This is a genomic window from Methylococcus sp. EFPC2 (genome assembly GCF_016925495.1).
In the GTDB taxonomy this organism is placed as follows: domain Bacteria; phylum Pseudomonadota; class Gammaproteobacteria; order Methylococcales; family Methylococcaceae; genus EFPC2.
Genome location: NZ_CP070491.1, coordinates 4,325,156 through 4,351,709 on the forward strand (window position 1 = coordinate 4,325,156; position 26,554 = coordinate 4,351,709).

General features: G+C 63.8%; 26 protein-coding genes. 8 read left to right on the forward strand and 18 right to left on the reverse strand.

Annotated elements, in window-relative coordinates; translation table 11 throughout:
- Positions 1–84: 84 nt before the first annotated feature.
- The 4 genes from JWZ97_RS20275 to dapC form a co-directional block, all read right to left on the reverse strand.
- Complete coding sequence (locus tag JWZ97_RS20275; RefSeq protein ID WP_205432206.1) at positions 85–2,139, reverse strand: DCC1-like thiol-disulfide oxidoreductase family protein; 2,055 nt, start codon at positions 2,137–2,139, stop codon at positions 85–87.
- Between the two features lie 138 nt (positions 2,140–2,277).
- The gene (locus JWZ97_RS18665; protein WP_205432208.1) at positions 2,278–2,679 is read right to left on the reverse strand and encodes a hypothetical protein; all 402 of its coding nucleotides are present in this window, start codon (positions 2,677–2,679) and stop codon (positions 2,278–2,280) included.
- Between the two features lie 50 nt (positions 2,680–2,729).
- On the reverse strand, positions 2,730–3,545 hold the full coding sequence (dapD, locus tag JWZ97_RS18670) for a 2,3,4,5-tetrahydropyridine-2,6-dicarboxylate N-succinyltransferase (protein ID WP_205432209.1): 816 nt from the start codon (positions 3,543–3,545) through the stop codon (positions 2,730–2,732).
- Positions 3,546–3,661: 116 nt separating this feature from the next.
- Positions 3,662–4,858 carry a succinyldiaminopimelate transaminase gene (dapC, locus tag JWZ97_RS18675; RefSeq protein ID WP_205432212.1) on the reverse strand — a complete coding sequence of 399 codons (1,197 nt, stop codon included), beginning with the start codon at positions 4,856–4,858 and terminating at the stop codon, positions 3,662–3,664.
- A gap of 310 nt (positions 4,859–5,168) precedes the next feature.
- Between dapC and JWZ97_RS18680 the strand changes: the two genes are divergently transcribed.
- The 5 genes from JWZ97_RS18680 to phoU all read left to right on the forward strand — a co-directional run bounded on the left by JWZ97_RS18680 (position 5,169) and on the right by phoU (position 9,178).
- Positions 5,169–5,537: an HPF/RaiA family ribosome-associated protein gene (locus JWZ97_RS18680; protein WP_205432213.1), complete on the forward strand. Its 369-nt coding sequence runs from the start codon at positions 5,169–5,171 to the stop codon at positions 5,535–5,537.
- 173 nt (positions 5,538–5,710) lie between these two features.
- Entirely contained in the window at positions 5,711–6,355 is a 645-nt protein-coding gene (locus tag JWZ97_RS18685; RefSeq protein WP_240342396.1) for a hypothetical protein, read from the forward strand.
- An 82-nt stretch (positions 6,356–6,437) separates the two neighbouring features.
- Positions 6,438–7,376: a DNA/RNA non-specific endonuclease gene (locus tag JWZ97_RS18690; protein ID WP_240342397.1), complete on the forward strand. Its 939-nt coding sequence runs from the start codon at positions 6,438–6,440 to the stop codon at positions 7,374–7,376.
- Positions 7,373–8,227, forward strand: a complete 855-nt coding sequence (locus JWZ97_RS18695) for a dihydrofolate reductase family protein (protein ID WP_205432215.1) — start codon at positions 7,373–7,375, stop codon at positions 8,225–8,227. Before JWZ97_RS18690 ends, JWZ97_RS18695 begins: the two co-directional genes overlap by 4 nt.
- A 222-nt stretch (positions 8,228–8,449) precedes the next feature.
- The gene (phoU, locus tag JWZ97_RS18700; protein ID WP_205432217.1) at positions 8,450–9,178 is read left to right on the forward strand and encodes a phosphate signaling complex protein PhoU; all 729 of its coding nucleotides are present in this window, start codon (positions 8,450–8,452) and stop codon (positions 9,176–9,178) included.
- 47 nt (positions 9,179–9,225) lie between these two features.
- On the opposite strand, the gene JWZ97_RS18705 is transcribed toward phoU, so the two are convergent.
- The 11 genes from JWZ97_RS18705 to surE all read right to left on the reverse strand — a co-directional run bounded on the left by JWZ97_RS18705 (position 9,226) and on the right by surE (position 19,319).
- Entirely contained in the window at positions 9,226–9,528 is a 303-nt protein-coding gene (locus tag JWZ97_RS18705; RefSeq protein ID WP_240342398.1) for a hypothetical protein, read from the reverse strand.
- A 3-nt stretch (positions 9,529–9,531) separates the two neighbouring features.
- On the reverse strand, positions 9,532–11,199 hold the full coding sequence (gene ilvB / locus JWZ97_RS18710; RefSeq protein ID WP_205432219.1) for an acetolactate synthase large subunit: 1,668 nt from the start codon (positions 11,197–11,199) through the stop codon (positions 9,532–9,534).
- 397 nt (positions 11,200–11,596) lie between these two features.
- The gene (locus JWZ97_RS18715; protein ID WP_205432221.1) at positions 11,597–13,180 is read right to left on the reverse strand and encodes a bifunctional aminoglycoside phosphotransferase/ATP-binding protein; all 1,584 of its coding nucleotides are present in this window, start codon (positions 13,178–13,180) and stop codon (positions 11,597–11,599) included.
- On the reverse strand, positions 13,149–14,336 hold the full coding sequence (gene rnd, locus JWZ97_RS18720; RefSeq protein ID WP_205432223.1) for a ribonuclease D: 1,188 nt from the start codon (positions 14,334–14,336) through the stop codon (positions 13,149–13,151). Before rnd ends, JWZ97_RS18715 begins: the two co-directional genes overlap by 32 nt.
- Before the next feature lie 28 nt (positions 14,337–14,364).
- Positions 14,365–14,814, reverse strand: coding sequence for a D-aminoacyl-tRNA deacylase (gene dtd / locus JWZ97_RS18725; protein WP_205432225.1), 450 nt, complete (start codon positions 14,812–14,814; stop codon positions 14,365–14,367).
- A gap of 5 nt (positions 14,815–14,819) precedes the next feature.
- Positions 14,820–15,140 (reverse strand): rhodanese-like domain-containing protein, encoded by a 321-nt coding sequence (locus JWZ97_RS18730; RefSeq protein ID WP_205432227.1) that lies wholly within the window; start codon positions 15,138–15,140, stop codon positions 14,820–14,822.
- Between the two features lie 26 nt (positions 15,141–15,166).
- Positions 15,167–16,363, reverse strand: coding sequence for an iron-containing alcohol dehydrogenase (locus JWZ97_RS18735; protein WP_205432229.1), 1,197 nt, complete (start codon positions 16,361–16,363; stop codon positions 15,167–15,169).
- Complete coding sequence (locus JWZ97_RS18740) at positions 16,360–16,983, reverse strand: DedA family protein (RefSeq protein ID WP_205432230.1); 624 nt, start codon at positions 16,981–16,983, stop codon at positions 16,360–16,362. The genes JWZ97_RS18735 and JWZ97_RS18740 overlap by 4 nt, the downstream gene beginning before the upstream one ends.
- Positions 16,984–17,026: 43 nt before the next feature.
- Positions 17,027–17,767 carry a class I SAM-dependent methyltransferase gene (locus tag JWZ97_RS18745; RefSeq protein ID WP_205432232.1) on the reverse strand — a complete coding sequence of 247 codons (741 nt, stop codon included), beginning with the start codon at positions 17,765–17,767 and terminating at the stop codon, positions 17,027–17,029.
- 140 nt (positions 17,768–17,907) lie between these two features.
- Positions 17,908–18,567: a protein-L-isoaspartate(D-aspartate) O-methyltransferase gene (locus JWZ97_RS18750; protein ID WP_205432234.1), complete on the reverse strand. Its 660-nt coding sequence runs from the start codon at positions 18,565–18,567 to the stop codon at positions 17,908–17,910.
- Complete coding sequence (gene surE, locus JWZ97_RS18755) at positions 18,564–19,319, reverse strand: 5'/3'-nucleotidase SurE (RefSeq protein WP_205432236.1); 756 nt, start codon at positions 19,317–19,319, stop codon at positions 18,564–18,566. The genes JWZ97_RS18750 and surE overlap by 4 nt, the downstream gene beginning before the upstream one ends.
- 236 nt (positions 19,320–19,555) lie before the next feature.
- On the opposite strand from surE, the gene JWZ97_RS18760 reads away from it, so the two are divergent.
- The 3 genes from JWZ97_RS18760 (at position 19,556) to JWZ97_RS18770 (ending at position 23,659) form a co-directional block, all read left to right on the forward strand.
- On the forward strand, positions 19,556–20,065 hold the full coding sequence (locus tag JWZ97_RS18760) for a DUF3015 family protein (RefSeq protein WP_205432238.1): 510 nt from the start codon (positions 19,556–19,558) through the stop codon (positions 20,063–20,065).
- Between the two features lie 54 nt (positions 20,066–20,119).
- Entirely contained in the window at positions 20,120–21,976 is a 1,857-nt protein-coding gene (locus JWZ97_RS18765; RefSeq protein ID WP_205432240.1) for a DUF4105 domain-containing protein, read from the forward strand.
- 105 nt (positions 21,977–22,081) lie between these two features.
- Positions 22,082–23,659 (forward strand): hypothetical protein, encoded by a 1,578-nt coding sequence (locus JWZ97_RS18770; RefSeq protein WP_205432242.1) that lies wholly within the window; start codon positions 22,082–22,084, stop codon positions 23,657–23,659.
- On the opposite strand, the gene JWZ97_RS18775 is transcribed toward JWZ97_RS18770, so the two are convergent.
- The 3 genes from JWZ97_RS18775 to JWZ97_RS18785 are packed head-to-tail and all read right to left on the reverse strand — an operon-like array spanning position 23,656 to position 26,538.
- Positions 23,656–24,132, reverse strand: coding sequence for an MEKHLA domain-containing protein (locus JWZ97_RS18775; protein WP_205432244.1), 477 nt, complete (start codon positions 24,130–24,132; stop codon positions 23,656–23,658). The genes JWZ97_RS18770 and JWZ97_RS18775 overlap by 4 nt on opposite strands.
- A 19-nt stretch (positions 24,133–24,151) precedes the next feature.
- Positions 24,152–25,843, reverse strand: a complete 1,692-nt coding sequence (gene ilvD, locus JWZ97_RS18780) for a dihydroxy-acid dehydratase (RefSeq protein WP_205432246.1) — start codon at positions 25,841–25,843, stop codon at positions 24,152–24,154.
- 26 nt (positions 25,844–25,869) lie between these two features.
- The gene (locus JWZ97_RS18785) at positions 25,870–26,538 is read right to left on the reverse strand and encodes a TIGR04211 family SH3 domain-containing protein (RefSeq protein WP_205432247.1); all 669 of its coding nucleotides are present in this window, start codon (positions 26,536–26,538) and stop codon (positions 25,870–25,872) included.
- Positions 26,539–26,554 lie beyond the last annotated feature (16 nt).

Below are 26,554 nucleotides of genomic sequence, written 5' to 3' on the forward strand. Positions count from 1 at the left end.
AGGAGCGGGCTTGAGCCCGCGATGGCCGCAGCCTGAACGTTGCTCCCGAAAAGAGCCCTTAAGCCGGGCCGAGCAATCGTCCGGCTAGTCCCCGGTTTGCAAGCCCGGCAAGTCGATCCGCGCTTCCTGATTTCGCCAGATCACGGCACCGACGTCGTGCCACGGCTGTTCGAGGTTGTTGCCGCGCAGGCCCGCTTCCCAGTCCATCGGCACTTTCACATACTTTTCCTTGACGACGAATTGGGCGTTGTTCAAGTCCAGTCCTTCCTTGGTCCCCCAGAATGCGGTGATCTGCATTAAGGCCTTGTCCAGACGCTTGCGCTTGATGTGGGGGGTGACGGCGATGTTGGCCCACCAGCATTGGATGCGGCCCCAGTTGGGCGCGACGATGCGGCCTTGTTCGTTGACGAAGGGCAACCAGCGTTCCACGCCCTCTTTATCCTTCCAGGTGAGCCCCAAGATGCGCGTATAGCCGACGAAGTGATCGTGCATGTACAGCGCGTGCGGGGTTATCCCCAAGAAGGTGTGCGAGAGGAACAGGACGGCGTTGCTCACCCCTTCCAACGCCAGGCCGGCTTCCGTGCGCGCGTGGCCTTCGTTGAGCCGGTAGAACACGCCGAATTGCAGGGTGCTGTTGAGCTGCAACAGGCCGATCAGCACCAGGCACTTGGCCAGGCGCGTGGCCCGGCGGCGCGGCGTGCCCGTGTAATGAGCGGCGAGTCGTGCCCAGGGATCGGCTTCCGGGTCTAAAGCCGGCGCGGCACAGCTCTCGTCGCAACTCAGCCGGGCGCGCGTGTCGGCGATGCGGCGGTAGCTCGCCTTGGCCAAATGGTAGAGGCCCGGCAGGCGGATGATCCAGGCCAGCGGAGCCGGATAGACCATCGCGGTCAGGATGCGCAGATAGGTGTCGACGCCGGAGTGAAGTTGGCCGCGGCGGTCGAGCGCGTAAAGGTCCGTCAGCAAGGTGCTTTCGGGGATGGCCGCCAGCGCCGGGTAGTTCGCTGCATGGGTCTGCAAGTCCTTGAAGGCTACGGCCCGGAAGATGTCGAAGTGCGACAGCACGATCACGGTGCGATTGCACAAGGGGCAGAGGCCGTCGTAGAACACCGTCAGCACAGGTTCCCGTCTCTGCAGCCAGCCGCCCAGCGTGCGCCACCAGGAAAATGGCACGAGCAGGGCGTAGGGCGCCAGCATGCCGAAGCCGAACTGGTAGATGTTGAGCGAGACGATGATGCCGGTGTGAAAGCTCGCGCCGATCAGCAGAAGCGGCACCCGCGCCCAGCGGAACCACATCAGCGGCAGGAACAGGAACTGGAAGACGATGAGGGTGTAGCCGATGAGCCGCTCGGCCCATTCGTTGTCGAGCAGCCAGCTCATGTCCAGGCCGGACATGTAGTAAGGGTGGGTGGGCGGCAGCCAGGAGCCCATGCCGTTGCGCCAGAATTCCGCCGAAAGCTTGTGGATGCCGGCATCGAGATAAAGCAGGCCCAGCACGAAAGCCAGGGGCAGCGTGTAGCACAGCACGGAGACGCTAGCCTTGAGCCCCTCGCCCTCTGGGAGAGGGGTTGGGGTGAGGGTAGCAACGCCTTCGGCCGACGATTGGGGTGTTTCTTCGTTACGGACAATAGCCCTCACCCTGCCCTCTCCAATCGCAAACGGTTGCTGAGTCGCAACCCTTCCCAGAGGGCGAGGGTATTCGTAGCGCCGGCCCGGGTAGGCGTATTTGAGCTTGCGGCGCAGATTGTCCAGCGACAGCGCACGGTCGGACGGCAGGAAAAGCATCAGGAAGCTGATGCCTATCATCATCTGGTCGAAGCCGCCGTCGAAGTCCAGCCACATCGGGGTGAAACCGACGAATACCAGCCACAGCAGGTAATTGGCGATGGCCGCAGCCCGTGTGTGATAGCCGAGGATGATGCCCGTCAGCACGACGGCCCAGATTGCCAGGAACAGATCGACCACCGGCGAGGCCGGCTCCAGGAAGGGGACGCGGTCGAAGATCAGGTGGCGGAAATAGGCCAGGAACAGGATTTCCGCCAGCGCGACCAGGCCGAAGAGTATGCGGAAAACGGCCAGTCCCGTGGCGGGGACCTGTTTGGCCAGGCCGCGTTCCAGCCAGGCTCTGAGCGTAGGTATCATGCGGGAACCCCTAGTGGGTCGAGGGGGCGGGCGCTGCCGGAATCGGGACGATGGGGCAGCCGAGCCGGCGATGTTGGTGGGAGCGGGCTTCAGCCCGCGATCGTCGCGAGCTGAAACCGGTCCGTAGCGGATTGATCCTTACTGGATCTTTTTCAGCGCCTTGCCTTCGCTGCCGAAGCGGCAGAAGCCGCCGGAGAAATAGCGGGCGCAATCCTGGGATTCCTCGATCCTGGCCTCGTCGCCTTCCAGCTTGATGTTGAGCTGGCAGTAATGGGCCTCGCCCTGGGCTTGCTTTTTCAGGGTCAGCTCGGTATCGCTGACGACCTTGGCTTCACCGGAAATCTGCGCGGAGCAGGGCCGGTCGGTTTCGGCACCGGTGGGGTCGAAATCCACGTCGACCAGCACGTCCACATCGCCCTTCTGCTTGGTGATCTTGAGGTGCTGAACGTGGCCGCCTTCCTTGCGGACATAGTGATCCGCACCGGCGAATACGCTGGTGGAGAACAGCAGGGCCAAGCTGAATATCATCGTCTTCTTCATCGGATTACCTTTTCTTCTATGTAGGTCGGGTTAGCGTAACCCGACGGTTCTCAGTCGCGCAGCAGCTCGTTGATGCCGACCTTGCCGCGGGTTTTTTCGTCTACCTGCTTGATGATGACCGCGCAGTACAGGCTGTGGCTGCCGTCCTTGGCCGGCAGGTTGCCGGATACCACCACGGAGCCGGCCGGGATGCGGCCGTAGCTGATTTCGCCGGTCAGGCGATTGTAGATCTTGGTGGACTGTCCGATGTAGACGCCCATGGAAATCACCGAGCCTTCCTCCACGATCACGCCCTCGACCACTTCCGAACGCGCGCCGATGAAGCAATTGTCTTCGATGATGGTGGGGCCGGCTTGCAGGGGTTCCAGCACGCCGCCGATGCCCACGCCGCCGGACAGGTGCACATTCTTGCCGATCTGGGCGCAGGAGCCGACCGTGGCCCAGGTGTCGACCATGGTGCCTTCGTCGACGTAGGCGCCGATGTTGACGTAGGACGGCATCAGAATGGCGTTGCGGCCGATGAAGGCCCCCTTGCGCACGATGGCGTTGGGCACCACGCGGGCGCCGGTGTTGCGGAAGTCTTCCGGCGAGTAGCTGCCGAATTTGGGCTCAACCTTGTCGTAATATTTGGTCGGACCGCCGTCCATCACGCGGTTGTCGTTGATGCGGAAGGACAGCAGCACGGCTTTCTTCAGCCACTGGTTGACCACCCAGCTGCCGTCCACTTTCTCAGCCACGCGGCGTTCGCCCTGGTCCAGCAGGTTCAAGGCCTCGTTCACCGCTTCGCGGATCTCGGCGGGCGTGCTGGTGGGGGAAAGTTCGGCTCGGTTTTCGAAGGCCTGGTTGATGACGTTTTCTAATGACATGCGGTTTCTACTTTCGGGTTGATCCAACAATAAAACTTTTTGGGGGGCGGGCGGTGGGTTACGGCGCACCCGATGCGTTCGTGCAGAAAATCCTCGTTGCGCGCGCCTAACCCAGCCTACGACGATAGAACGAAGGATTTGATGCGCTGCGCCGCTTCCACGCAGTCTTCCAGCGGAGCCACCAGGGCCAGGCGGACGTGTTGTTCGCCGGGATTGATGCCGTGGGCCTCGCGCGATAGGTAGCCGCCCGGCAGCACGGTCAGGTTTTGCCGGGCGTACAAGTCGCGGGCGAAGGTCTCGCCGTCGGTCGGGACTCGCGGCCAGAGGTAGAAACCGGCCGGCGGGATGGCCACGTCCAGCGTGCCGGACAGGATGTCGTGTACGGCGGCGAACTTGCGGCGATAGAGTTCCCGGTTGTGCACCACATGCTCCTCGTCACGCCAGGCCGCCAGGCTGGCATGTTGTATGTGCAATGCAAGGGCGCAGCCGTGGTAGGTGCGGTAGAGCAGGTAGTTCTTCAATACGGCCGCATCGCCGGCCACGAAGCCCGAGCGCAGGCCCGGCGCGTTGGAGCGTTTGGACAGACTGTGGAACACGATGCAGTTCTTGAACGCCGTGTTGCCCATGGCATGAGCCGCCTGCAGCAGTCCGGTCGGCGGGTTGGCCTCGTCGGCATAGATCTCCGAATAACATTCGTCGGAGGCGATGACGAAGTCAAAACGGTCGGCCAAGGCTATCAGCTTCTGCAGGGTGGCGATGGGCAGCACCGCGCCGGTCGGATTGCCCGGTGAGCAGATGTAGAGCAGTTGGCAGCGCGCCCAGACCGATTCGGGCACCGAGTCGAAATCGGGCAGATAGCCGGATTCCCGCGTGGTGTTGAGAAAATAAGGTTCGGCACCGGCCAGCAGGGCGGCGCCTTCGTAGATCTGGTAAAAAGGATTGGGCATCAGCACCAGCGGCTGCTCGGCCGGGTCCACGATGCACTGGGCGAATGAAAACAAGGCCTCGCGCGTGCCGTTGACGGGCAATACCTGGCTTTCCGGGTCGACCGCTCCGGCAGGCAGGCCGAAACGCCGGCTCAGCCATTCGGCGATTGCCAGGCGCAATTCCGGGATACCTTTGGTGGCGGGATAGTTGGCCAGCCCGTGCAGGTGGGCGATCAAAGCCTCGGCAATGAAATGCGGCGTGGCGTGTTGCGGCTCGCCTATGGACAGCGCGATGTGGGCCTTGTCGGCCGGAGCCGGTACCCCTTGTTTCAGACGGGCCAGCTTTTCGAACGGATAGGGCTGCAGTTTCGATAGATGGGGATTCATCGCGGGCGGCTTAGGCGTACGCGCAGCGGGCATCGCCTGGGTGAAAAAGAGACCGCAGTATAGGGGATTACGGGATCGGCTGCCAGATCGATCGGCTAGGGGCAAGTCTCGGAAAATCCGTCGCGGGTGCAGGCGGAATTTCGCCTTTAGGCGGTTGAGGTCGACAGTACCGCGAGGGGGTGTGTAAGATATCCGGTCTTTGACCGTTCCGAAGGCGTTTTCTACAGGCGCCATAAGACCTTACGAACCCGGAAGTCCCGCCTAAACTTTGGGTGCTTCCCGAACGAACGACTTTATACAGGACATATCCATGCAAGTACCACTAGAGATCGCCTTCCGCGGGGTAGAACACTCCGACGCCGTCGAAGCCAAGATCCGCGAGAAAACCGCCAAGCTAGAGCAGTTTTGCGACAACATCATCAGCTGCAAGGTCGCGGTCGAAGCCGACCACCATCACCAGCACCAGGGTAATCTCTACCACGTCCGCATCGATCTGAGCGTACCTAACAAACACATCGTCGTGAGCCGCGATCACCACGACAAGCAGGCGCACGAAGACGTTTATGTCGCCCTGCGCGACGCATTCGATGCCGTCAAGCGCCAGTTGGAAGAACACGTCCGCATCCAGCGCGGAGAGGTCAAGAAACATCAGGCGGCGCAGGCCGGCGACCTGCAATAAACCCGCGCAAGCCGGGGTAGCCTGGCTGCGACAACAGGTCGCAAGGGCTGCGGATATACAGCCCTGAAACGAGTGTGGTATAAAGCCGCCGCCCTTGTCGGGCGCGGCTTACGGCTTGGCCGGGCCGTACCGCGGGAGCGTTTTCGCTGATCATAAATCGTAGGATTTACAACATGGTGAAACAAATTCATTCCCCTGCTTTTTCCCTGCTGAAGTGTGGGCTCCTGGCGGTTTCCCTGGCTGCCTCGGGTTTGATGTTGACCGGTTGCGGCGGTGACGGCACCGGCGGTTCATCCGTTAGCGCCAAGATCGAAGCCAAGATCGGCGGTACGGTCAGCGATAACAAAGGTCCCGTGCACACGGGACGGATCGAGGTGACCGACAAGAACGGGGCGCCTTTGACCAGCGTCGATTTCGAGGGCGGGCGTTATTCCGTTACGGTGCCGGCCGGTGCGACCTATCCCATCGTGATCACGGCGCATCCATCGCCCGACTCGCCCAGCACCGATCCGGTCAAGGCAGCGGTCACCAGCGCCATCGCCGATCGTCAGGATATTTCCCCGGTGACCACTTACGTGGTCGACAACGCCCTGGCGATAGGCGGCTTGACGCCCGAGAATATCGCCAAGGCTTCCGGCGGTGCGATCGGCATGCGCCAGTCGCAAGGCGTGAGTGCGGGTGCGGGCGGCAGCGCCGGCGGTCCCGGCAACAGCGGCGGCGGCACGGGCAAGGGCGGTCATGCCGGCCACGACATGACCGACAAGAGCTCCGGCAGCCATGACACGAACAAGGCCGGCGGAGAAGCGGAGCAAAAATAATTCCGCATCCCGGCTGCTTGGGCAGCCGGTTTTCCGAATCGGCGGCCCTGACCGGGCCGCCGTTTTTCGTTCCGGTTCCTGATTGACGATCCCTTTCATGGTCCGCTCGGGTCGTTCCCCTTTTCGCCTTGCGATGGTGCTCGGGCGATGGCTGTTGCGCCTGGTGCCTCCCGGCATCTGGCTGCTCGCCGCCGTGATGCTCGGCGCGTGGCAGGTTTACGAGATGCGCGTCGCCCAGCCGCGCATGAGCTGGATGGGCTTGCCGCGCGCCCAATTCGACTGGAGCACCCCCAATTCCTGGTTTCGCGTGTTGCGCAACCAGGGCTTTCTGGTCGGTTATTCGGACTGGCGGGGCAATCCGCTGTGGGTGTGTTATCGTCTTTCGCCAGCGCGGGAAAATGGGCCTGCGCTCAAGCGTCCTTCCCGGTTCTATGCCGATTGGCGCGCGCTCAACCGCGTGCGTCACGAAGATTACGCCGGCAGCGGCTACGATCACGGGCACATGGCGCCGAATCATGCGATCAGCGTTCTATACGGCCGGGAGGCCCAGGAGGATACTTTCCTGCTGACCAACATCACCCCGCAGAGGCCTAACCTCAACCGGCGCCTGTGGGAGCGTCTGGAAGAGGCCGAACTCGACCACTTCGCCCCGCGGGCCGGGCAGGTCTGGGTGTACACGGGGCCGGTGTTCGAGGCGCCGCTGGAAAGGCTGAAGGCGAGCTGGCGCGTGGAAATCCCCGACGCTTTTTACAAGATCGTCGTCGCGCCGGACAGCCGCAAAGCCATCGCCTTCATCATGCCCCAGAATGTCGAGGGCAACGAACCTTTGGATCACTATCTCGTCAGCGTGGACTCGGTGGAGCGCCGGACCGGGCTGGATTTCTTCCACGAGCTGGATGATGCGGCCGAGAATCGCATGGAGGCCGAAGTCGATCCGGATTTCTGGCGCTTGCAGGACGTGGCGCATAAGGCGGGCCGCTATCACCGTGCCGAGCACCAAGTCGCCGGGAGTAAGCCGTGAGCAAGCAGATTTTTCGCCTCTATCCACCGCCTTACCAGCCCGTGGCCCTGCAAGGCCTGTATCTGGGCCTGGGGTTGCACGAAGTCGGCACGGCGGAGCAACCCTTCGTGTACGCCAACTTCCTGTCCAGCCTGGACGGACGCATCGCCCTGGAAGACCCCCTGAGCGGCCAGACCTGGTTGCCCCGCAGCCTCACCACCCCGGACGATTTCCGTTTGTTCCTGGAGCTCCAGGCCCAGGCCGATTGCCTGATCACCCACGGCGGCTATTTGCGCTCCCTGGCCGAGGGACGGTTGGGCAACATCCTGCAAGTCGGTCTGCGTCCCGGAACCGAGGATCTGGCCGAATGGCGGGTGGCGCAGGGCTTGAGCCCCCACCCGGCCATCGTGGTGGCCAGTGCCAGCCTGGATTTTCCCATGCCGCACTCGATTCGGGAACACGGCCAAACTTGCCTCATCGCCACCGGCGCGCAGGCCGATCCGGATCGCGTGGCTTATTGGCGGTCTCAGGGATACGAGGTGATCGAATCGGGGCCTCGCACACTGGTGGAGGGCGCCCCTTTGGTGCAGGAACTGGGCGCACGCGGCTATCGCAGCATTTACCTCATCGCCGGCCCGCATATGCTCGATGCGATGATAAGGGACGGTAAGCTGGACCGTTTGTTCCAGACCATCACCCATCAGTTGATGGGGGGTACGGCCTTCCGCACTCTCACGCCGGGTGCCGAACTGGGCTTGTTCGGCCATCTGAAGATGCGCTCCCTCTATTACGATCCCACTTCTCCGGCCGATACCGGGCAATGGTTCGCCCAGTTCGACAACTTTCGGCCGGACTCCCCGCCGCCGGTTTGAATAGATTGCTTGCTATCGTCGTGGGGGCGGTGCAACTGTCACAAAACCGTCATGACTTTGGTAGAGAATGAAATTCCCCGCAGGGGCCTTTCTTCCGGGATGCAAGAGGGCTGGGGAATTCGCGCCAGGGATGGCCTTTTCCACATAGGCTGACCGCGCCGTCCGATCAGGCTACATCCGCTTAGGGGACCTAGGCGGATCACTCCGTTTCAGACCCATTACATGCCTGATATCAGCATACCGCCCACCCGGCATCACCATATTTCCAAGCAGTTCGACCAGGAGTTGGCCGACATACGCAGCCGCGTGCTCACCATGGGCGGCGTCGTCGAGGAGCAGGTCGCCCTGGCCCTGAAGTCCATGCGCGACAACGACATGGCTTTGGCCGAGCAGGTCATCCGCGACGATGTCCGGGTCAATCTCGAAGAGGTGACCCTGGACGCCGTGTGCACCGAAATTCTGGCCCGCCGCCAGCCGGCCGCCAGCGATCTCCGGCTGGTGATTGCGGTGGTCAAGACGATCAACGACCTCGAACGCATCGGCGACGATGCCAAGTTCATCGCGCGCTGCGCCCTGGCCCTGGCGGGCCAGTTTCCGCGCAAGGGGCAGTTGGAGGCGCTCCACGCGTTTGGCCAGCAGTTGTGCGAAACGCTCAAGCTCACCCTGGACGCCTATGTCCGGCTGGATGTCGAGGCGGCTTTGCGCATCAAGGAGCAGGACCGCTTGCTGGACGAGGTCTACCAGAGCATCGTGCGCCAGCAGATCGCCAGCATGAGCGAAGACGGCCGGGGTATTCCGGCCGGGCTCAACCTGCTGTGGGCGGCCAGGGCGCTGGAACGCATCGGCGACCGCTGCTGTAACATCTGCGAATACGTCATTTATTACGTCAAGGGCAAGGACATCCGTCACATCAGCCTGGAACAGGCCTTGCGCGACATCGGCGGAGCCTAGCCGGCTCCGCCGGGTTGCGAGGTGCGATCGGGTCGCTACGGTCCCGGTCAGCGGAATAAATCTCCCAGCCGTGGGAATCCCATGAGATTCGAGCCTTGAGGGCGGACATCCCGGACGTCTTCCAGCTTCGCCAGTTGCTGCACGATCTGCGCGAGCCGCCCGTCGTCGCGAACCAGCAGCCAGATGCGCCCCAGCGGGCCGGCCGGCCCGAATGCCATGCCTTCGAGGGCATAGGCGCGGCGCGCGAACAGGCCGACGACCTGCGAGACGGAGCCGGTGTGATTCAGCACATCGAGTTCCAGCACGGTACGGCGGATGTCTGGCTGGATGGGGGCCATGGGGTCGATCATGGGTCAGGCTCCTATCATGTCGGTGTTGGCGGCGCCCGGCGGCACCATGGGCAAGACCTGTTGCCGGAGATCTATGCCGGCGTGGATCAAGCAGGGGCCGCGCGCGTTCAGGGCATCGCGCAAGCTGTCTTCGACGTTGTCCGCGGTGTCCAGGTCGAGCCCGTGCATCCCGAATCCTTCGGCGATGCGGACGAAGTCCGGCCCGCTGTGGAAGCGGGACGCGTAGATGCGCCGGCCGTAGAACAGGCTTTGTTGCTGATGCACCATGCCGAGGGCGCGATTGTTCATCAGGACGATCTTGACGTCGGCCTGCTCTTCGACGGCGGTGGCCAGTTCCTGTACGTTCATCAGCAAGCTGCCGTCGCCGGAGAAGCAGACCACGGTTTTTTCCGGCGCGGCGAGCGCCGCGCCGATGGCGGCGGGCAGGCCGAATCCCATGGTGCCGAGTCCGCCCGAGGTCAGCCACAGCCTGGGCTGGCGGAAGGGATAGGTTTGCGCCACCCACATCTGATGCTGGCCCACATCGGTGACGATGATCGCCTCTTCATCCAGGCATCCGGCGACGGCGCGTATCAAGCCGTAATGGCTGCGAGGGTCGTTCATGTCCGGGGTGGCCAGCGGAAATTCGCGTTTCAGTCGGGCTATGCGATCCAGCCAGTCGGCGTGCGCCTGAGCGGGTACCCTGGGCAGCAAGTCCCGTAACACCGCGCCGACATCGCCTGCGATGCCGACCTGGGCGGTTTTGAGTTTGCCCAGTTCCGACGGGTCGATGTCCACGTGCACGACCTTGGCCTGCGGGCAGAATTGGGCCAGCTTCCCCGTCGCCCTGTCGTCGAAACGCGCGCCCAGGGTGACGAGCAGGTCGCACTCGTCCAGCGCCAGGTTGGTGAAACGCGCGGCGTGCATGCCCAGCATACCCAGCGACAATGGGTGATCCGCCGGCATCGCACCCAGGGCCATCAGCGTCATGACGGTCGGCAGCGCCGCTTTTTCGGCCAGAGCCACCGCCGGTTGCGCGGCGCCGGACTGTATCACTCCGCCGCCGAGGTACAAGATCGGGCGTTCGGCTGCCGCGATGAGGGCTGCGGCTTGCTCGACCTGGGCGATATCGACCGAGGGTAGCGGGTCCGGGTGCGCCGGTTCCGGCCAGGAGCCCACCGTCACGAGATCGGTTTGCACGTCCTTGGGGATGTCGATCAGGACCGGACCGGGCCGGCCGGACGCCGCGACGCGGAAAGCCTGGGGAATGACCGTAAGCAATTCCTCGGCCGAGCGGACCAGGAAATTGTGTTTGGTGATCGGAATCGTCAATCCATAGGTGTCGACTTCCTGGAAGGCGTCCGTCCCCATCATGCCGAGGGGAACCTGCCCGGTGATCGCCACCAGCGGTACGGAGTCGAGCTTGGCGTCGGCGATGGCCGTCAACAGATTGGTCGCGCCAGGGCCGGACGAGGCCAGGCAGACCGCCGGCTCGCCGCTTGCGCGCGCCATTCCCTGGGCGATGAAGCCCGCTCCCTGTTCGTGGCGGGCGAGCACGTGGCGTATTTGGCCGGACCGGGAAAGGGCGTCGTAAATCGGCAGATTGGCGCCGCCGGGTATGCCGGCGACGACGCGCACGCCCTGCCGTTCCAATAGCCTGACGGTGAGTTGCGCGCCGTTGAGTATGTCCATGGGATGCTCCTGGTGCTTGGCCGGGATGGCCGGCGGAGGTCCCAAAAAAGAAACCCCCGTCGGTTCGCGCCGGCGGGGGTTGTTGGATTCGGTGTTCGCTTTACCTATTCACTTCCAACCCGCGACGGCGCATGCGTCACCACGACTGGCACGCCGACGACCGCAAGCAGCACCCAAGCGAAAACGGGCAGATGTTCGACGGTGGCGTAACGGGGAGTCATGGCGCGTATCGGCTACAGGTGTTGGAAGTACGGTTACATTCTGAAGCAGTAGGCCGGTGAGGCGCAAGCCCCGTCCTCGACCCCTGTGTTCAGTTCGTCGGGTGCGAGGCCGCCCGCCGGACGGAAACGCCTTGCGGGAGGGGAGTGCGGTGCGGTGCCGACTCGCCGATGCCGGTTCATGAGAGCGGTTTCGGCGCCCCTGCCCGGAGTTTGTCCGGATCCAACGCGGCGAGCACGGCCGGGAAATCCAGCGGCGTGCCGGCATCCACTTCGACACTGGCGAGCCGCTCGGTTGCCGAGAGCGGCTCGGCGCCGGTGATTTGCGCCTCGAGCACGGCCAGCGTGGCTTCGGAAGGGTCGCCGCCGGATAGCCGGCGCGATTCGATGCGTTGCCTGAGCAAGGGCTCGGGCGCGACGAGATCGAGGATCTTGAAGGGTATGGCCGCCTGCCGGGCGAGGTCGCGGAAGCGGTCGCGGTAGCCCGCCTTCAGAAAGGTTGCGTCCACGATCACGTTGTGACCGGCCTGCAGGAGCGACCCGGCGCAGGTGCGGAGGCGTTCGTAGGTGGCCTCGGTCTGGGGTTGCGCGTAGAGGCCGGGGTCGGTCGATGCCGTGGCCGGGTAGCCGGCCAGGCGTTTGCGCTCGATGTCGGACGCGATGCGCACGGCGGGCAGGGCGGCCGCGAGCCGGTGGGCCAGCCAGGATTTGCCGCTGCCCGACAGTCCGTGGGTGATAATCAGCATGGGCCGGTGCTTGGCTATGATGCGGCTGGCGTACTCCAGGTAGTGCAGACACTGCCGTTCCAGCTCGGCCTTTTGCTCCTCTTCCGCCTGCTGCCGGGTTAGGCAGGCGATCTTGGCCCGCACCATTGCGCGATACACCCGGTAATAGTCGAACACCGCCAGGCCGGTGTAATCGCCCGTGTGCGCCAGGTAACGGTTGAGCAAGCGCCAGGCGAGTTCGGACAGGCCGCGCACTTCCAGATCCATGACGATGAAGGCGAGTTCGCTCAGCGTGTCGATCCAGCGCAATTCCTCGCTGAATTCGATGCAGTCGAAGGGCACGAGCCGGTCTCCTTCCGCCACCAGATTGCCCAGATGCAAATCGCCGTGGCATTCGCGGACATGGCCATCGCGTTTGCGCTGGATCAGCGTGGGGCGTAGCCGCTCGCCCAGCGCCACCGTCCAGTCCCGGATGGCCCGCAGCCGGGTCCATGCTTCGGGTTCCGTCAGCGCGGCCTCGACCGCCGGGAAATTATGCGCCGCCGCCGATGCGATGCATTCGGGGCTGCCCAGGCCGCTGTTTTCGTCCGCCTGCGCGGCGGACAGGTGGAAGTCGGCCAGGGCATCGGCCAGTCCGTCGATGTGCGCTTCCGTCAATCCGCCCCGTTCGGCCAGGGCAACGGCCAGCTTGTCCTCGTCGAAGCGCTTGAGCATGACGGCGTATTCCCCGCGAGGTGTCGGAGCGTCCGGGTCGAGACGATCGGGGCCTCCGTCGATGCCGATCACGTCGAGATATAGCCCGGGGGCCAGGCGCCGGTTCAGGCGCAGTTCCTCGCGGCAGAAAAAGTACCGGCGTTCGGGCGTGGAAAAGTCCAGGAAGCCGAAGTCCACCGGTTTCTTGATCTTGTAGGCGTAGTCGCCGGCCAGGATGACCCAGGAGATGTGGGTTTCGATCAACGGCACCGACGCGGGTTGGCATTCCCGTTCCAGCCGGCGGTAGAAGGCCTCAATCGGCGGCGGCAGTGCGGGGTGAGTCATGAGCGGTGACCCTCAGTGTTCCCTGTTCGATGACGAGGCCCAGCTCGCCGCGCAACAGGCCCAGCAGTTCGTCGCCCACCATTTTCCGGCGCCAGCCGTGCAGCAGGCGGGCGTCGGCTTCCCCGTCCACCAGGTGTTCCAGGTCCTTGCGGCTCGCCAGGATGACGGGGTTCAGGGTGTTTTGCGCCGCCCGCAGGCGGACCACCGCGCCCAGCGCATCGAGCACGGCTTCCTGCTCGGCCGATTTTTTCGCCGGGCGCGGCGGGAGTTCCAAACTCAGCTTCGGTTTTTCCAGCGCCTCGGCGATCACGGCGCAAAGCGTACGGCCATGGCGGCGTACGATCTTGTCGTCGAGCCCTCGGGTCAGCGACAAGGCTTCCGCGTTGCGCGGCTGCTGGCGCGCGAGATCCAGCAACACCTCGTCCTTGACGATCCAGCCGCGCGGCACGTCCTCGGCGCGCGCGGTTTCCTCGCGCCAGGCGGCCAATGCCTGCAACACGTTCAATCCCTTGCCCTTGAGCTGCTGGGCGCCGCCGATGCGCTGCCAGGCGAGTTCCGGCGGATTCTCGTAGAGCGCCGGATTGCTCAGTTCGGCGAAATCGTCTTCCAGCCAGGCCGTGCGGCCCAGTCCCTCTATGCCCTTGACGAGGTTTTCGTAAGCCGAGGCCAGGTAGATGACATCGTCGGCGGCGTAACGCAGTTGTTCGGGCGCAAGCGGACGGCGGGACCAGTCGGTGCGCGCATGGGTCTTGGCCAGATTGACCCCCAGCAGATGTTGGATCAGCCCGGCGTAGCCGATTTGCTCGGCCAGCCCCAAAAGCGGGGCGGCGATCTGGGTGTCGAACAAGGGGGCGGGCAGGCGGCCAAACAGATGGTAGAAGATCTCCATGTCCTGCCGGCCCGAATGCACGACCTTGACGATGGCAGGATCGAACAACCATTCCGTCAGGGGTTCCAGGTCAGTCAGGGCCAGGGGATCCACGCAGGCGGAAAAGTCGGGGGTGGCGACCTGTAACAGGCAGAATTTGGGGTAGTAGGTCTTCTCCCGCATGAACTCGGTGTCCAGGGCCACCCAGGGCCGGCCTTTGAGCGAGTCGCCCAACTGGCGCAGGGCGTCGGGGGTGTCGATGTAAGCGGGAGGGGTATGCTGAGTCATGCTCGTCCTTAGGTGAGAGACGGGGGTGTCAGGATGCGGGCGGTACGCGCAGTATGAAGGTGACCGGGCCGTCGTTGACCAGGCCGACCTGCATGTCGGCGCCGAAACGGCCGGTGGCCACGCGCGGGTGGCGCTTGCGCACCGCATCGACGAAGTGTTCGAACAGGCGGTGGCCGACCTCCGGCGCGGCGGCCGGCGTGAAACTGGGACGCGCGCCCTTGCGCGTGTCGGCCGCGAGGGTGAATTGCGACACCAGCAGCAGTTCGCCGGCGATGTCGGCGACGCTGAGGTTCATGCGATCCTCGGTGTCGGGAAAGACGCGATAGCCCAGGATGCGTTCGGCCAGGCGTTCGGCCTGCGCTTCCGCATCACCTTGCTCCACCGCCACCAGCGCCAGCAAGCCCCGGCCGATACGGCCCACGCTTACGCCGTCGACAGACACCTCGGCGTGTTGGACCCGCTGGATGACGGTGACCATGGCGCTCAGTAAGTCGGCATGTGCGGGTCGACCGTATTGGCCCAGGCCGCGACCCCGCCCTGCAGATTGACGACATGCCGGAAGCCTTTGCCGATCAGGAAGTTGGCGATCTGCGCGCTGCGCAGGCCATGGTGGCAGATCACTACCGTTTCCTGATCCGGATCCAGGTCGTCGGCCTTCAGAAACACCTCGTTCATGGGCATGTTGAGACTGCCGTCGATGCGGCAGTATTTGAACTCTATGGGCTCGCGTACGTCGAGCAGCAGAGGCGGGTTGCTGTCCCGGTCCAGCCGGGCTTTCAGTTCTGAGGGCGTGATCTGGTCCATGGGCGATAGGCTGGGTTGGCGTTGGGTCAGTGGCGCCGGCGGACGATTTCGCCGGCTTCGTCGTCGTTCAGCACGACGGGATTGGTTTGCATGCTGCTGCCGCGGGAGTTGGCGACGATGCGGGGGATGTCATCGAGGCCGACGCCGAACGTCCGCAGACGCGGCAATTCCAGGGTGTCTTGCCAGCGCGTCAGGGTTTCCAGCAAGGCGGCGTGTGCGGATACGGGCGAATCGCTCGTTTGTCCGCTCAATAAGCGTCCGACTCGGGCATATTTCGCCAGGGCGGGGCTGTCGGGCGCTCGCGCGGCCAGGGCGGCGAGGTTGATGCGCGTGGCCTCGGCCAGCAGGGTGCCGCAGCAGACCCCGTGTGGTATGGGGAAAAAGGCGCCTAGTGGCGCGGCCAGGCCGTGCACCGAACCCAGGCCCACCTGGGCCAGGGTGATGCCTGAAATCAGCGAGGCGTAGGCGATGGCCGCGCGTCCTTGGCGGGCCTGCTCGCCATCGCCGCCTTTCCAGGCGTGGAAGAAACCGTCGCGAAAGGCGGTCATGCCGCTCCACGCAAGGGTATCGGTCAGCGGGTTGGCACGTAGCGAAACGTAGGATTCCAGCAACTGGGTGAAAGCGTCCATGCCGTCGGCGGCGATCAGCGCGGGAGGGCAGGTGCTCAGCAGGTCGGGATCGACGACGGCATACTCGGGCACCAGGGCCTCGTCGCGAAACGATTTCTTATAGCCGTTTTCGCCTTGCACGCTCAGCACGGCGTTCTTGGTCGCTTCGCTGCCGGTGCCCGCGGTGGTGGGCGCGGCGATGAAAGGCGTGGCCGGCCCCGTGTAGGGAATTCCGCGCCCCACGCCTTCCAGGTGGTCCAGCACGGAATTGCCGTGCGGCAGCAGCCCGGCGATGGCCTTGCCGGCATCCAGCACGCTGCCGCCGCCGATGGCGATGACCACCGAGATGCCGGTGCCGAAGTAACGCGCGACGGCTTCGTCCACCAGTTGCGGCGAGGGTTCGCCGCTGACGGTGAAATGCTCGGTACGCATGCCCTTTTCACGCAATCCGGTGACCAGCCGGTTCCAATGCGGCGATTGCCGGAACGAGCGGGCACCCGTGATCAGCAAGGCCTGGTCGCCATATCTCGCGGCCAGTTCCGGTATCTTGCCGATGACGCCGGAACCGAACTCGATGCGCGGCAGCCGGCTGAGAGTGAACGCGGCGAAACTCATCGGGCTTGATCCGCCTCCCGGGCGATTCTGCGCTTGTGCCGCCAAACGTAGACGGCCACGAGCGCGAGGCTGGCGGCGATGACGTCGACCACGGCCTGCTTGGCGTATTGTTCGATCAATGCCTCGTTGGCGCCGATGAAATAGCCGATATAGGCCAGTACCGTGACCCAGATGGCCGAGCCGAGCAGGGTGTAAGCCGTGAAACGCAGGTGGTTCATGCCGGCCAGCCCGGCGGGCAGGGAGATGAGGTGGCGCACCACCGGCAGCAGGCGGCCGATGAAGGTGGAGATCTCGCCGTGACGCTTGAAAAAGCCTTCGACCCGTTCGAAATGCTCCTCGGTGATCCACACGTAGCGGCCGTATTTCAACACCAGCGGCCGGCCCAGGTGGCGGGCGACGAAGTAGTTGGCATAGGCGCCGACCAGGCTGCCCAAGGTGCCGGCCAGGATCACCAGACCCATGTTCATTTGGCCTTGTTGCGCCAGGTAGCCCGCCGGCGGCACCACGACTTCACTGGGGATGGGGATGATGGAGCTTTCCATGGCCATCAGCAGGAATATGCCGCTGTAGCCCATGGAACCTATGGTGGCGACCAACCAGTTGATGGCTTCGTGCAGCATGGGTTTATTTTCCGGAAGGAGGTTATGGCGTTTCGCCGAAGACTTATTTGGCGGGTTTGATCAGGCCTATACCCGATTTAACTACCTTTGATATCAGGCCGATAATGTCGCCGCTCTTGATGAGCTCCTTGGCGCGCCTAATGTAATAGGCTCTTAACGCCCTCCGGGCATCTGCCTCGGGTTGATGTTGGCTGTGCTTTTTTACATAGGGTTGGCTAAGCCATTCCGCTTGATGGGAGCCTTCGCCGAGCTTCGTGAAAACGGAGGTCTTGCCGTCGATTTCCCGAACGAGGCGCCAATTGGGATCCTCGACCAAAAAGTCGTGGAGGATTTTCCCCGTCCAGATGTGAGTGTCGTCGACGATGAGTATGCCGCCGATTTTCAGGGCACCGACGGTGTAGTACCAATCGATGAACGGTGCCGGAAAACCATGCCGGCCGTCTATCAAGATGAGATCCAGGTTATCCAGCTGGAGTTTCGGCAGTATCGTTTCCGAAAAATCGATTTCGAAGCGGGCGTCGGCGGTACTGATTTCATTTTCACGGCAAAACTCCACTATTCTCTCGGTTTGCTCTTTGTCGGGAACGATGCAGATATGCTGAGCGCCTTTCGCTATAAGAATAATGGTGCTATAGCCGCAGCCTATCTCTATGGTTTTCCAACCGGGTAGAGTGGTTTCATCGAGAAACTTCATTAAGCCTTCGGAAATCGCCCATGAAACCGCCTTGCCTTCTCTTCCGCGATGGAGTAACGGCTTCTTGTCGAGCAGAGTATTCAGTGACATGCAAATCCCTATTAGTTCTGAGAGCAGGGTTTAATTTATTGGGTGTGGGCGGTTCGGGGATCTGGTTCTGCTGAGGTTCGCCCGTACTTATTGTGCCTTATAAAGCGGTCACCGCGATCGATGCAGAGAGTTTGCTGCGTCTACGCTACCCCGCCCAGCAAAGGTACGAATACGACAGGCTCTATGTCTTCGATTTCGTAGCCCGAGTCGGTTCGCACGATGCGCTGGAGCATCTGGTTGCGGCCGTCGCCGACGGGGATCACCAGCACGCCGCCGGGCGCCAGTTGTTCCAGCAAGGCTTGAGGCAGGTCGGCCGGGGCGCAGGTTACCAATATGCCGTCATAAGGCGCGTAATCTTCCCAGCCCCAGCCGCCGTCGCTGTGTTTCATCAGCACGTTGCGCAGATGCAGGTCCTGCAGGCAGCGGCGCGCGCGCTGTTGCAGCGGATAGATGCGTTCCACCGAGTAAACCTTTTTGCACAAGCGCGCCAGCACGGCGGTCTGATAACCGGAGCCGGTGCCGACCTCCAGCACCTTGTCGCGCGGGCCGCTTTCCAACAGCAGCTCAGTCATGCGGGCGACGATATAGGGCTGGGAGATGGTCTGGCTGAAACCTATGGGCAGGGGCATGTCTTCGTAGGCACGGCTGGCGAAAGCTTCTTCCACGAAGATGTGGCGCGGCGTTTCCAGCATCACGTCGAGCACCGACTGGTTTTTTACCCCCAGTTCGCGGATGCGGCCGATCATGCGCTCGCGGGTGCGGCGCGAGGTCATGCCTATGCCTTGTAGACGGCGGTTCATGCAGTCAGGTTTTCCGGCAGCCAGCCCGCCAACCTTTCCAGGCTGTCGTAGCGGGTCAGATCGAGTTGCAAGGGCGTGACCGAGACATAGCCTTCACGTAAGGCATGGAAGTCGGTACCGGGGCCGGCGTCCTGTTCCGGTCCGGCGGCGCCGACCCAGAAAATCTCCCGTCCGCGTGGGTCGATATCCCGCACCACCGGTTCGGCCTTGTGGCGGTTGCCGAGCCGCGTGGACTTGAAGCCCCTGATTTCGTCCAGGGGCAGGTCGGGAACGTTCACGTTGAGCAGGGTGTCGGCCGGGAGAGGATGGCGGCGGATGTTTTCGAACAATCGGACCGCTACCTGCGCGGCGGTGTCGAAGTGGGTGGGATTGACGCCGGCCAAGGAGATGGCGACCGCGGGCAGGCCCAGGAAGCGGCCTTCGGTGGCGGCCGCCACGGTACCGGAATAGATGACGTCGTCGCCCGTGTTGGCGCCGTGGTTGATGCCTGCGAACACCATGTCCGGTTCCCGGTCGAGCAGTCCCGTGATCGCCAGGTGGACGCAATCGGTCGGCGTGCCGTCGACCTTGATGAAGCCGTTGTCCGCGTAGCTCACCCGTAAGGGGCGGTCCAGTGTCAGCGAATTGCTGGCGCCGCTGCGGTTGCGCTCCGGCGCCACGACGGTGATGTCCGCATGATCCCTGAGCGCCTGGGCCAGTGCGTACAGGCCGGGTGCGGAGTAACCGTCGTCGTTGCTGAGTAGTATGTGCATGGGGCCTAGGGATGGCGTAATCCGCGCGATTCTAACATCCTTCGCCGGGAATTTTTTTGCCGGCCGGCGCGCGCGATGCGCGATTTGCCGAACACAGTGTTGTCCATGAGCGGCGTGTGGTGCGGCCGGCAGAGCCGGGCAAGGTGCCGGCCGGCCCCGCGGCTTACAATCGGCTTCCGATTCTGGTATTAAATTGCCCGATTGGTTTCCAACCTAACCACGCAAGGAGTAGAAACATGAAAAGAGCTTTGGCGGCCGGTATCCTGCTGGCGTTTCCGCTATGGGCAGGCGCCGCCGGACCCGCCGCTCCCCGGAGTTCGGCATTGACCGACGCGGGCAGCGGTTGCGGCCTCGGATCTTTGCTGTTCGACGGCAACGCGGGGGTCGGCGCCCACAGTGTGGCGATGACCACGAACGGCTTTTTGTTCAACAACACCTTCGGCATGTCGTCCGGCACCCTGGGCTGCGACTCCAGCCAGCCGGTGCGCTACAAGGGCGAACGCCTCTACATCAGCGCCAACATGACCAAGCTGGCGCAGGACATGTCGCGTGGCGGCGGCGAAACCCTGGCGGGGCTGGCCGAGTTGATGGGGGTGGCGGAGTCCGACAAGGCGGCGTTCTACGCCCTGGCGCGGACGCATTTCGAGAGCATCTATGCCCACGAGTCGGTGACCAGCGACCAGGTGACGGACGCGCTGGTGGGCCTGATGAAGGCCGATACCGTACTCGCCAAATACGTCAGTTAGTCGGATTTTCGGGCGTCCGTTCGGCGGGCGCCTCTTCCTCCCTTTCGCGACCGCATGAAATGGGCCGCCTGGCTGATTGCCGGTTTGACGGCGGCTTGCCCGGTAGGAGCGGTATCCGCGTCACCGGCCCCGCCTGAAAATCGCCAGCGCACATCGGTAGCGAAACTGGCCCAGGACGAAGGCTGGTTAGCCTTGGGACATTACCGTTTGTCGGCTTTCGGCGATCGCTGGATCAGCGACGCCGACGATGAAGGCTTTTTCCTGGCGGCCGGCGGCAAGACCGACCCGGAAGCCGAATTGCTTGCCGACCTCGAAGCCTTCGCCAGGCCCGGGGGCGGCGACGATCATCCGGCCTGCCGCTTTCCGGCGCGTCTGCACTGGCTGCAGAGCCGGCTGTCCCTGGTTTTTCCCGAGCATGATTGCCCGGCATTCCGGACCTGGCGCGACAAGCTCAGGGCGCATGCGGTGAGCCTCATCTTTCCGGCGGCTTATCTCAACAGCCCGTCCTCGATGTTCGGCCACAGTTTCCTGCGCCTGGATCCGGAAGATTTGAACCCGGACAACGCGCTGCTGGCCGCCACCGTGAATTACGCGGCGGACGCGGACGATGACAACGAGTTGTTCTACGCCTGGCGCGGCCTGTTCGGCGGTTATCCGGGCCGCGTCACGGTGTTGCCTTATTACGAAAAGGTCAAGGAATACAACGACCTGGAAAATCGTGATATCTGGGAGTACCGGCTCAATCTCGCGCCGGCAGAAGTCGCACAATTGGTGCGCCACGTCTGGGAACTGCGGCCGATACGCTTCGATTATTTCTTCATCGGCGAGAACTGCGCTTATCGTCTGCTCGGCATACTCGATGCAGCACGCCCCGGCCTGGCCTTGCGCCGGCAATTTCCCCTCCGCGCGATTCCTGCCGACACCGTGCGGGCCATCGTGGCCGGCGGCCTGTTGGCGGAGGCCAGTTACCGTCCTTCGGCCGCGACCTTGCTGGATAGCCATCTGCAGCAGTTGCCGCAGATCCATCACGCCCTGGCGCGCCGGTTGGCAGACCGGGCCGACGAGAAGATCGAACTGGCGTCGGACGCGAAGGCCGGCGTGCTGGAGGTCGCCTACGAGTTTTCCCGCTATCGCGCCCTGGACGAGAAGCGTCCGCGCGAAGCCGAGGCGGGCAACGGTTACCGGCTGTTGCGGGCGCGCAGCCGCGTCGATGTGCCGTCGCCCTTCGAGCCGCCGCCGATTCCGGCGGTGCGCGACGACCAGGGGCACCGGTCACGGGCCGCGGGATTGGAGCTCGGCTGGCGTGACCATCGGGCCTACGGCGAGTTCAATCTGCGCTCCGCCTACCATGGATTGACCGATCCCTGGCCGGGCTATCGGGCAGGCGCCGCCATCCGCTTTCTCGACGGCGCGCTGCGCTATTACGAAAACGGCGACTTTCGTCTGGACCGCTTGGACGTGCTCGACATCCGGTCGTTCTCCCCGCGCGACGAATTCTTTAAGCCCTTGTCTTGGGGGCTGGGCCTAGGCGCCAAGCGTAGCCTGCTCCGAGAGGGGCGGCCCTTGCTGGGCTATTTCGGCGGGGACGCCGGGTTCGCCTGGGAGCTGGCCGGGGGATTGGCTTACCTCCAGGCCGGTGCCTTGTTCGAAACCGGAACCGCCCTGGCATCCGGCGTCGATTTCGGCTTGGGGCCGCGTCTCGGATGGCTTTACCGCGGCTTGGGTGGCCAGGGCTGGCTGAGTTTCTCGGCCGATTGTCATCTCGTAAACGGCTGGTGCGGGGGCAAACTAGGCCTGGAGCACACGGTCAACCTGGGATCCGATCTCAGCCTGAGTTTTCGTATCAGTCGCGAGCGCGGGTGGGGCAGGGAGGTGGATGAGCTGGGCCTGGGCCTGCGGCAATTCTTTTGAGTGGCCCCGGGCGCGGGGACGGATTGGCGGTCTGCGTGGGTTCCGGGAAACATTTTTGACCGGGCTGCTAGACTCAATCCGCCGTTTCGTTTGCTGGTCACCGCCATGTCCGCTTCAGAAATTCATTTCCCCCCTCATCCCGATCCGGCCGCCATCGATCACTGGCTGGCGACCCTGCCCGTGCAGAATGTACGGGAGAGCTGCCGCGTCCTCTATACGGGTTTGCAGGCGCTCAATGCCGATCCGCCGGAAATCACGGCGTATTTTCAGGCCCTGGAGAAAATCCGCCCGCTGGCAAGCCGGCTGTCGTTCAAGCTGGGGCCCCTATTCCTGGGCAAGCCCTTTCCGCTCGAAGAAAAGGTCCGCAAGATCGCCAAGCTGGGCGCGCAATTCCACGCCGAGTTGGGCGCGGGCTACCAGAAAATCGTGGCCGATCCCGGCTTTGCGAGTGTTTTCCAAGTCGAGCGGCAGGCTCCAGTGCTTTATCGTGCCCTGCGATCCTACGAACTGTTTTATCTCCGCCTTTCGCTCATCCACGAAGCACCCAGCCACCGGCTGTGGGAAAACATCAACACGCTCTACCGGCAAGCGGAGGCACTGGCGGCCGCGGAAGCTGCGGCGATAGCCGAAATCGGCAAGATCGGGGCGGTTTATGCCCGCATCCAGTTGGCGCGGCTGATCGCTCCGGCCCGTTTGCCGCAAACCGACTGCGAGCGGCTGTTCGAGTTGCTCAAACAATCGGGCGGCCTCATAGGCTTGCATGTTGCTCCGGACGAGGACGGCGGGGCCGATTTCTGGGTCGATCTGGGGTCGAGTAAGCCGCCCAAGGCCGGCTCGGCCGCCAGTGCGCGCGCGCAGGCGGTGCGCTATCTGACGATACGCCCGCTGCTGACCCACATCGCCACGCTCAGCCAGGTTTCGGCTTCTGCCGATGAGCGCATCCGGGAACCGCTGGTGACGCATCTGCAGGCTCGGCTCGGCATACTGCCCCAGGTCGCGTTCGATCAGAATAGTCGGGACGCCTCGCTCATCGAAGGTTTCCAGGCGATTTACGAGGCGATAGACGGTTTGAGCAAGGGGACGAAGGGCTGGGGAGGCCTCGCGGCCGGGCTCGAGATCGTGCCCTTGAGCGATCACGGCGGTTTTTCGTCCGTCTCGGAAGGCTCCAAGTCGGCCGGCACCTTCGTATCCGCCGCCGCGCGGCGTCCGGGGCCGGGCGCCCAGGTTGAGCCGCTTTATGAGCGAGCGGAAACCCATTTGTATAGCCGGGTCCGCCGTTGCGAAACCCCCGGATATTACGTCGTCGAGCCGGCGCGCCGGGCCGTTCAGCCACATGGCCTGGTCGGTCTGAAAACGGATGCCCTGCTGATCCAGGTCGGGCTGGTGCGTACGAACGCGCGGCCGGGCCTGGGCGCGACCGGTTTGCCCTTCGAATTGTTGCAGCGTGAGAGCGAAGCGGTGCGCATCCGCTGCGACGGCTCACACCTGGACGTGCACAAGGCCTTGTGGGGACGTTCGTCGGGGGGCGACCAGTTCACGGTCATCGCATTGCCCTTGCGACTGAAAAATGGCGAGGGACTGACCGTGGAACAGGGCGGCGAGCGGGTACGCTATCGCGTCGCGCGAGTGCTTGAGGCGAGCGACGAGTTCGTGCAGTTCGAAGTCGTTCCGGAAGCCCCTTAGAGATAGGTCCAACGCTCGAACAAGGCCGCCTGGCCATAGGGCGCGCCATTCGCGTCGAGCAGATTCCACACCACGGCATCCTCGATGCGGAAGCGCCGGCCGTGCCGGCCGATGCGTACGGCTTGGTAGCGGTCGATGTAGCCCTGCTCGGCCACCTTGCGCAAGGACTCCTCGCGTTCTTCCCGCTTGACTTCCTCCGCCGAGAGGCGCGAGGGCAGGGCGGTGAATTCCTCCCAATCCATGGCGAACAGATTCAGCGCGGTCCGGTTGGCGTAATTGAACACCGGCTCGGGCTGGGTGTCGTGGCTCACCACCACGAAAGGTGCATGGAACAGGAAGCGCGCCGCTTCTTCGTCGCTCATGTGCGGGTCGACCAGCTCGCGGCGGGTCCAGTGCCGGAGGCTGTGGCGCAGTATGGCCACGTGGGGGGCGAGGAAGCCGTTGTCCTCGCTGGGCTGCTCGAACCGGCTCATCGCCCCCGCTCCCTTGCGCTCAGTCCAGATGCTTGTCGGTGACCGCGCCTTCGGAAGCCGAACTGGCCAGCTTGGCGAACTTGGCCAGTACGCCCTTGGTGTAGCGCGGCGCCGGCTGTTTCCAGGCGGCCAGGCGGGATTGGATCTCGGCTTCCGCCACGTGCAGGGTCAGCTCGCGGGTCTCCGCGTCTATGGTGATCCGGTCGCCGGTCTGCACGATGGCAAGCGGGCCGCCGGTGTAGGCTTCCGGCGTGATGTGGCCGACCACGAAGCCGTGGGTGCCGCCGGAGAAGCGCCCGTCGGTGATCAAGGCGACTTCCTTGCCCAGACCCTTGCCCATCACGGCGGCAGTCGGAGAGAGCATCTCGCGCATGCCGGGGCCGCCCTTGGGACCTTCGTAGCGGATCACGATGACGTCGCCCTTGACCACCGTTCCGTCGAGGATGGCGGCTAGGGCTTCTTCCTCGCGCTCGAACACACGGGCGCTGCCGGTGAATTTCAGGCCTTCCTTGCCGGTGATCTTGGCCACCGCGCCTTCGGGCGCCAGATTGCCCCGAAGTATGACGAGGTGGCTGTCCTTTTTGATGGGATGCCCCAAGTCGTGGATGATCTCCTGGCCGGCCGGATAGTCGGGCGCCTCGGCCAGATTCTCCGCCAGGGTCTTGCCGGTGACGGTCAAGGCGTCGCCGTGCAGCAGGCCGGCCTTGAGCAATTCCTTCATCAAGGGCTGGATGCCGCCGATTTCGACCAGTTCGGCCATGGTGTATTTGCCGCTGGGCTTGAGGTCGGCCAGCATGGGCACGTGCTGCCCGATGCGGGTGAAGTCGTCCAGGTCGAGGTCCACGCCGGCGGCGTGCGCCATGGCCAGCAGATGCAGCACCGCGTTGGTGGAGCCGCCCAGTGCGATCGCCACGGTGATGGCGTTCTCGAACGCGGGCTTGGTCATGATGTCCAGCGGCTTGATGTCCAGATCCAGGAGTTTCACGACCTGGGCGCCGGCGCGTTCGCAGTCCAGTTTCTTGTCCTGCGAAATGGCCGCCTGCGCCGAGCTGCCGGGCAGGCTCATGCCCAGCGCCTCGATGGCGGAAGCCATGGTGTTGGCGGTATACATGCCGCCGCAGGAGCCGGGGCCGGGTATGGCCTTGGATTCGATGGCGTGCAGTTCGGCGTCGTCGATCCTGTCGTTGGCGCGCGCACCCACGGCCTCGAACACCGAGACCACGTCCAGCTTCTTCTCGCCGTGGCAGCCGGGCAATATCGTGCCGCCATACACGAATACCGCCGGCCGGTTGAGGCGGGCGAGAGCGATCATGCAGCCGGGCATGTTCTTGTCGCAGCCGCCGATGGCCACCACGCCGTCGAAGCCCTGGCAACCCACCACGGTTTCGATGGAATCGGCGATGACCTCGCGCGAGACCAGGGAGTATTTCATCCCCTCGGTGCCCATGGAGATGCCGTCGGAGATGGTGATGGTGTTGAAGATCACCGCCTTGCCGCCGTTGCCGTCCACCCCGCGCGCGGCGTCGTCCGCCAGCTTATTGATGTGCATGTTGCAGGGGGTGACCATGCTCCAGGTGGAGGCGATGCCGACCTGTGGCTTGGCGAAATCGGCGTCGGTGAAGCCGACCGGATAAAGCATCGCGCGGCTGGGCGCGCGCTCCATGCCGTCGACGACTTGGGAGGAATAGGGGCGGTTTTTCTTGTCGGTCATGGTATCTCGGGTCCCGGGGTGGGTGACTAAAACGAATTCCAACTGCTGCGCTTGCGCCAGCTCAAACGGGGCAAGACCAGCCCCAACACGATGCCGCCAATCAACACGCCCGCGCCGATGAGAAACCAGTCCTGTTTGACGTCGGCGTCCTGCGCCTGCATCTCACGGCGGGTCTTTTCCAGGTCGCGCTCTAGGCCTATGACTTTCTCCTGCAGTTGATCCCGCTCGGCCTGGATCTGCAGTGCGTTGGCGGAAGCCTGGCGGATGGCGATGACTTCGGTGTTGAGCCGTTTGGTCTCGGCGTCCAGTTCCTGGCCGTTTTTTTCCGCGTTCTCCTTGCCGGCCCGGAGCTCGGCCAGTTCGGCCTTGAGCCTCTTGTTCTCTTCGCCCAGCTCGCTCGACTTGCGGGTGTTCTCTTCGATCTGGGCCCGCGCGGCGGGTTGGGCGCTGAGATAGCGCGACAATATCCAGCCCTGCTCGCCGGAGTCCAGGCTGACCAGGCTGTAGCCGCTGGATTCGTCGCCCTCGATGACGGTGAGCGGCGTGCCCGACGGCAGCATCTTCAGGATTTTGTTTTGCAGACTGGGGCCGGAGCGCATCTGCACTTCCAGGCGATCGCTCACATAGCCGCGCTGGGCGGCCTGGGCATGAACGCAAGCCAGGGTCAGCAAGAGGGCCGCAAGGTATTTCTTCACCGAATGATCTCCGCAG

Excerpts from the sequence above, each read along its gene's own strand:
- JWZ97_RS18705 (WP_240342398.1), bottom strand. The coding sequence starts at position 9,528 with ATGATCGACCCCATGGCCCCCATCCAGCCAGACATCCGCCGTACCGTG.
- dapD (WP_205432209.1), bottom strand. The coding sequence starts at position 3,545 with ATGTCATTAGAAAACGTCATCAACCAGGCCTTCGAAAACCGAGCCGAA.
- surE (WP_205432236.1), bottom strand. The coding sequence starts at position 19,319 with ATGCACATACTACTCAGCAACGACGACGGTTACTCCGCACCCGGCCTG.
- JWZ97_RS18715 (WP_205432221.1), bottom strand. The coding sequence starts at position 13,180 with ATGACTCACCCCGCACTGCCGCCGCCGATTGAGGCCTTCTACCGCCGG.
- ilvD (WP_205432246.1), bottom strand. The coding sequence starts at position 25,843 with ATGACCGACAAGAAAAACCGCCCCTATTCCTCCCAAGTCGTCGACGGC.
- JWZ97_RS18685 (WP_240342396.1), top strand. The coding sequence starts at position 5,711 with ATGGTGAAACAAATTCATTCCCCTGCTTTTTCCCTGCTGAAGTGTGGG.
- JWZ97_RS18770 (WP_205432242.1), top strand. The coding sequence starts at position 22,082 with ATGTCCGCTTCAGAAATTCATTTCCCCCCTCATCCCGATCCGGCCGCC.
- JWZ97_RS18760 (WP_205432238.1), top strand. The coding sequence starts at position 19,556 with ATGAAAAGAGCTTTGGCGGCCGGTATCCTGCTGGCGTTTCCGCTATGG.
- ilvB (WP_205432219.1), bottom strand. The coding sequence starts at position 11,199 with ATGGACATACTCAACGGCGCGCAACTCACCGTCAGGCTATTGGAACGG.
- JWZ97_RS18730 (WP_205432227.1), bottom strand. The coding sequence starts at position 15,140 with ATGGACCAGATCACGCCCTCAGAACTGAAAGCCCGGCTGGACCGGGAC.
- phoU (WP_205432217.1), top strand. The coding sequence starts at position 8,450 with ATGCCTGATATCAGCATACCGCCCACCCGGCATCACCATATTTCCAAG.
- JWZ97_RS18775 (WP_205432244.1), bottom strand. The coding sequence starts at position 24,132 with ATGAGCCGGTTCGAGCAGCCCAGCGAGGACAACGGCTTCCTCGCCCCC.
- JWZ97_RS20275 (WP_205432206.1), bottom strand. The coding sequence starts at position 2,139 with ATGATACCTACGCTCAGAGCCTGGCTGGAACGCGGCCTGGCCAAACAG.
- JWZ97_RS18765 (WP_205432240.1), top strand. The coding sequence starts at position 20,120 with ATGAAATGGGCCGCCTGGCTGATTGCCGGTTTGACGGCGGCTTGCCCG.
- JWZ97_RS18750 (WP_205432234.1), bottom strand. The coding sequence starts at position 18,567 with ATGAACCGCCGTCTACAAGGCATAGGCATGACCTCGCGCCGCACCCGC.
- JWZ97_RS18665 (WP_205432208.1), bottom strand. The coding sequence starts at position 2,679 with ATGAAGAAGACGATGATATTCAGCTTGGCCCTGCTGTTCTCCACCAGC.
- rnd (WP_205432223.1), bottom strand. The coding sequence starts at position 14,336 with ATGACTCAGCATACCCCTCCCGCTTACATCGACACCCCCGACGCCCTG.
- JWZ97_RS18735 (WP_205432229.1), bottom strand. The coding sequence starts at position 16,363 with ATGAGTTTCGCCGCGTTCACTCTCAGCCGGCTGCCGCGCATCGAGTTC.
- dtd (WP_205432225.1), bottom strand. The coding sequence starts at position 14,814 with ATGGTCACCGTCATCCAGCGGGTCCAACACGCCGAGGTGTCTGTCGAC.
- JWZ97_RS18740 (WP_205432230.1), bottom strand. The coding sequence starts at position 16,983 with ATGCTGCACGAAGCCATCAACTGGTTGGTCGCCACCATAGGTTCCATG.
- JWZ97_RS18680 (WP_205432213.1), top strand. The coding sequence starts at position 5,169 with ATGCAAGTACCACTAGAGATCGCCTTCCGCGGGGTAGAACACTCCGAC.
- JWZ97_RS18745 (WP_205432232.1), bottom strand. The coding sequence starts at position 17,767 with ATGTCACTGAATACTCTGCTCGACAAGAAGCCGTTACTCCATCGCGGA.
- dapC (WP_205432212.1), bottom strand. The coding sequence starts at position 4,858 with ATGAATCCCCATCTATCGAAACTGCAGCCCTATCCGTTCGAAAAGCTG.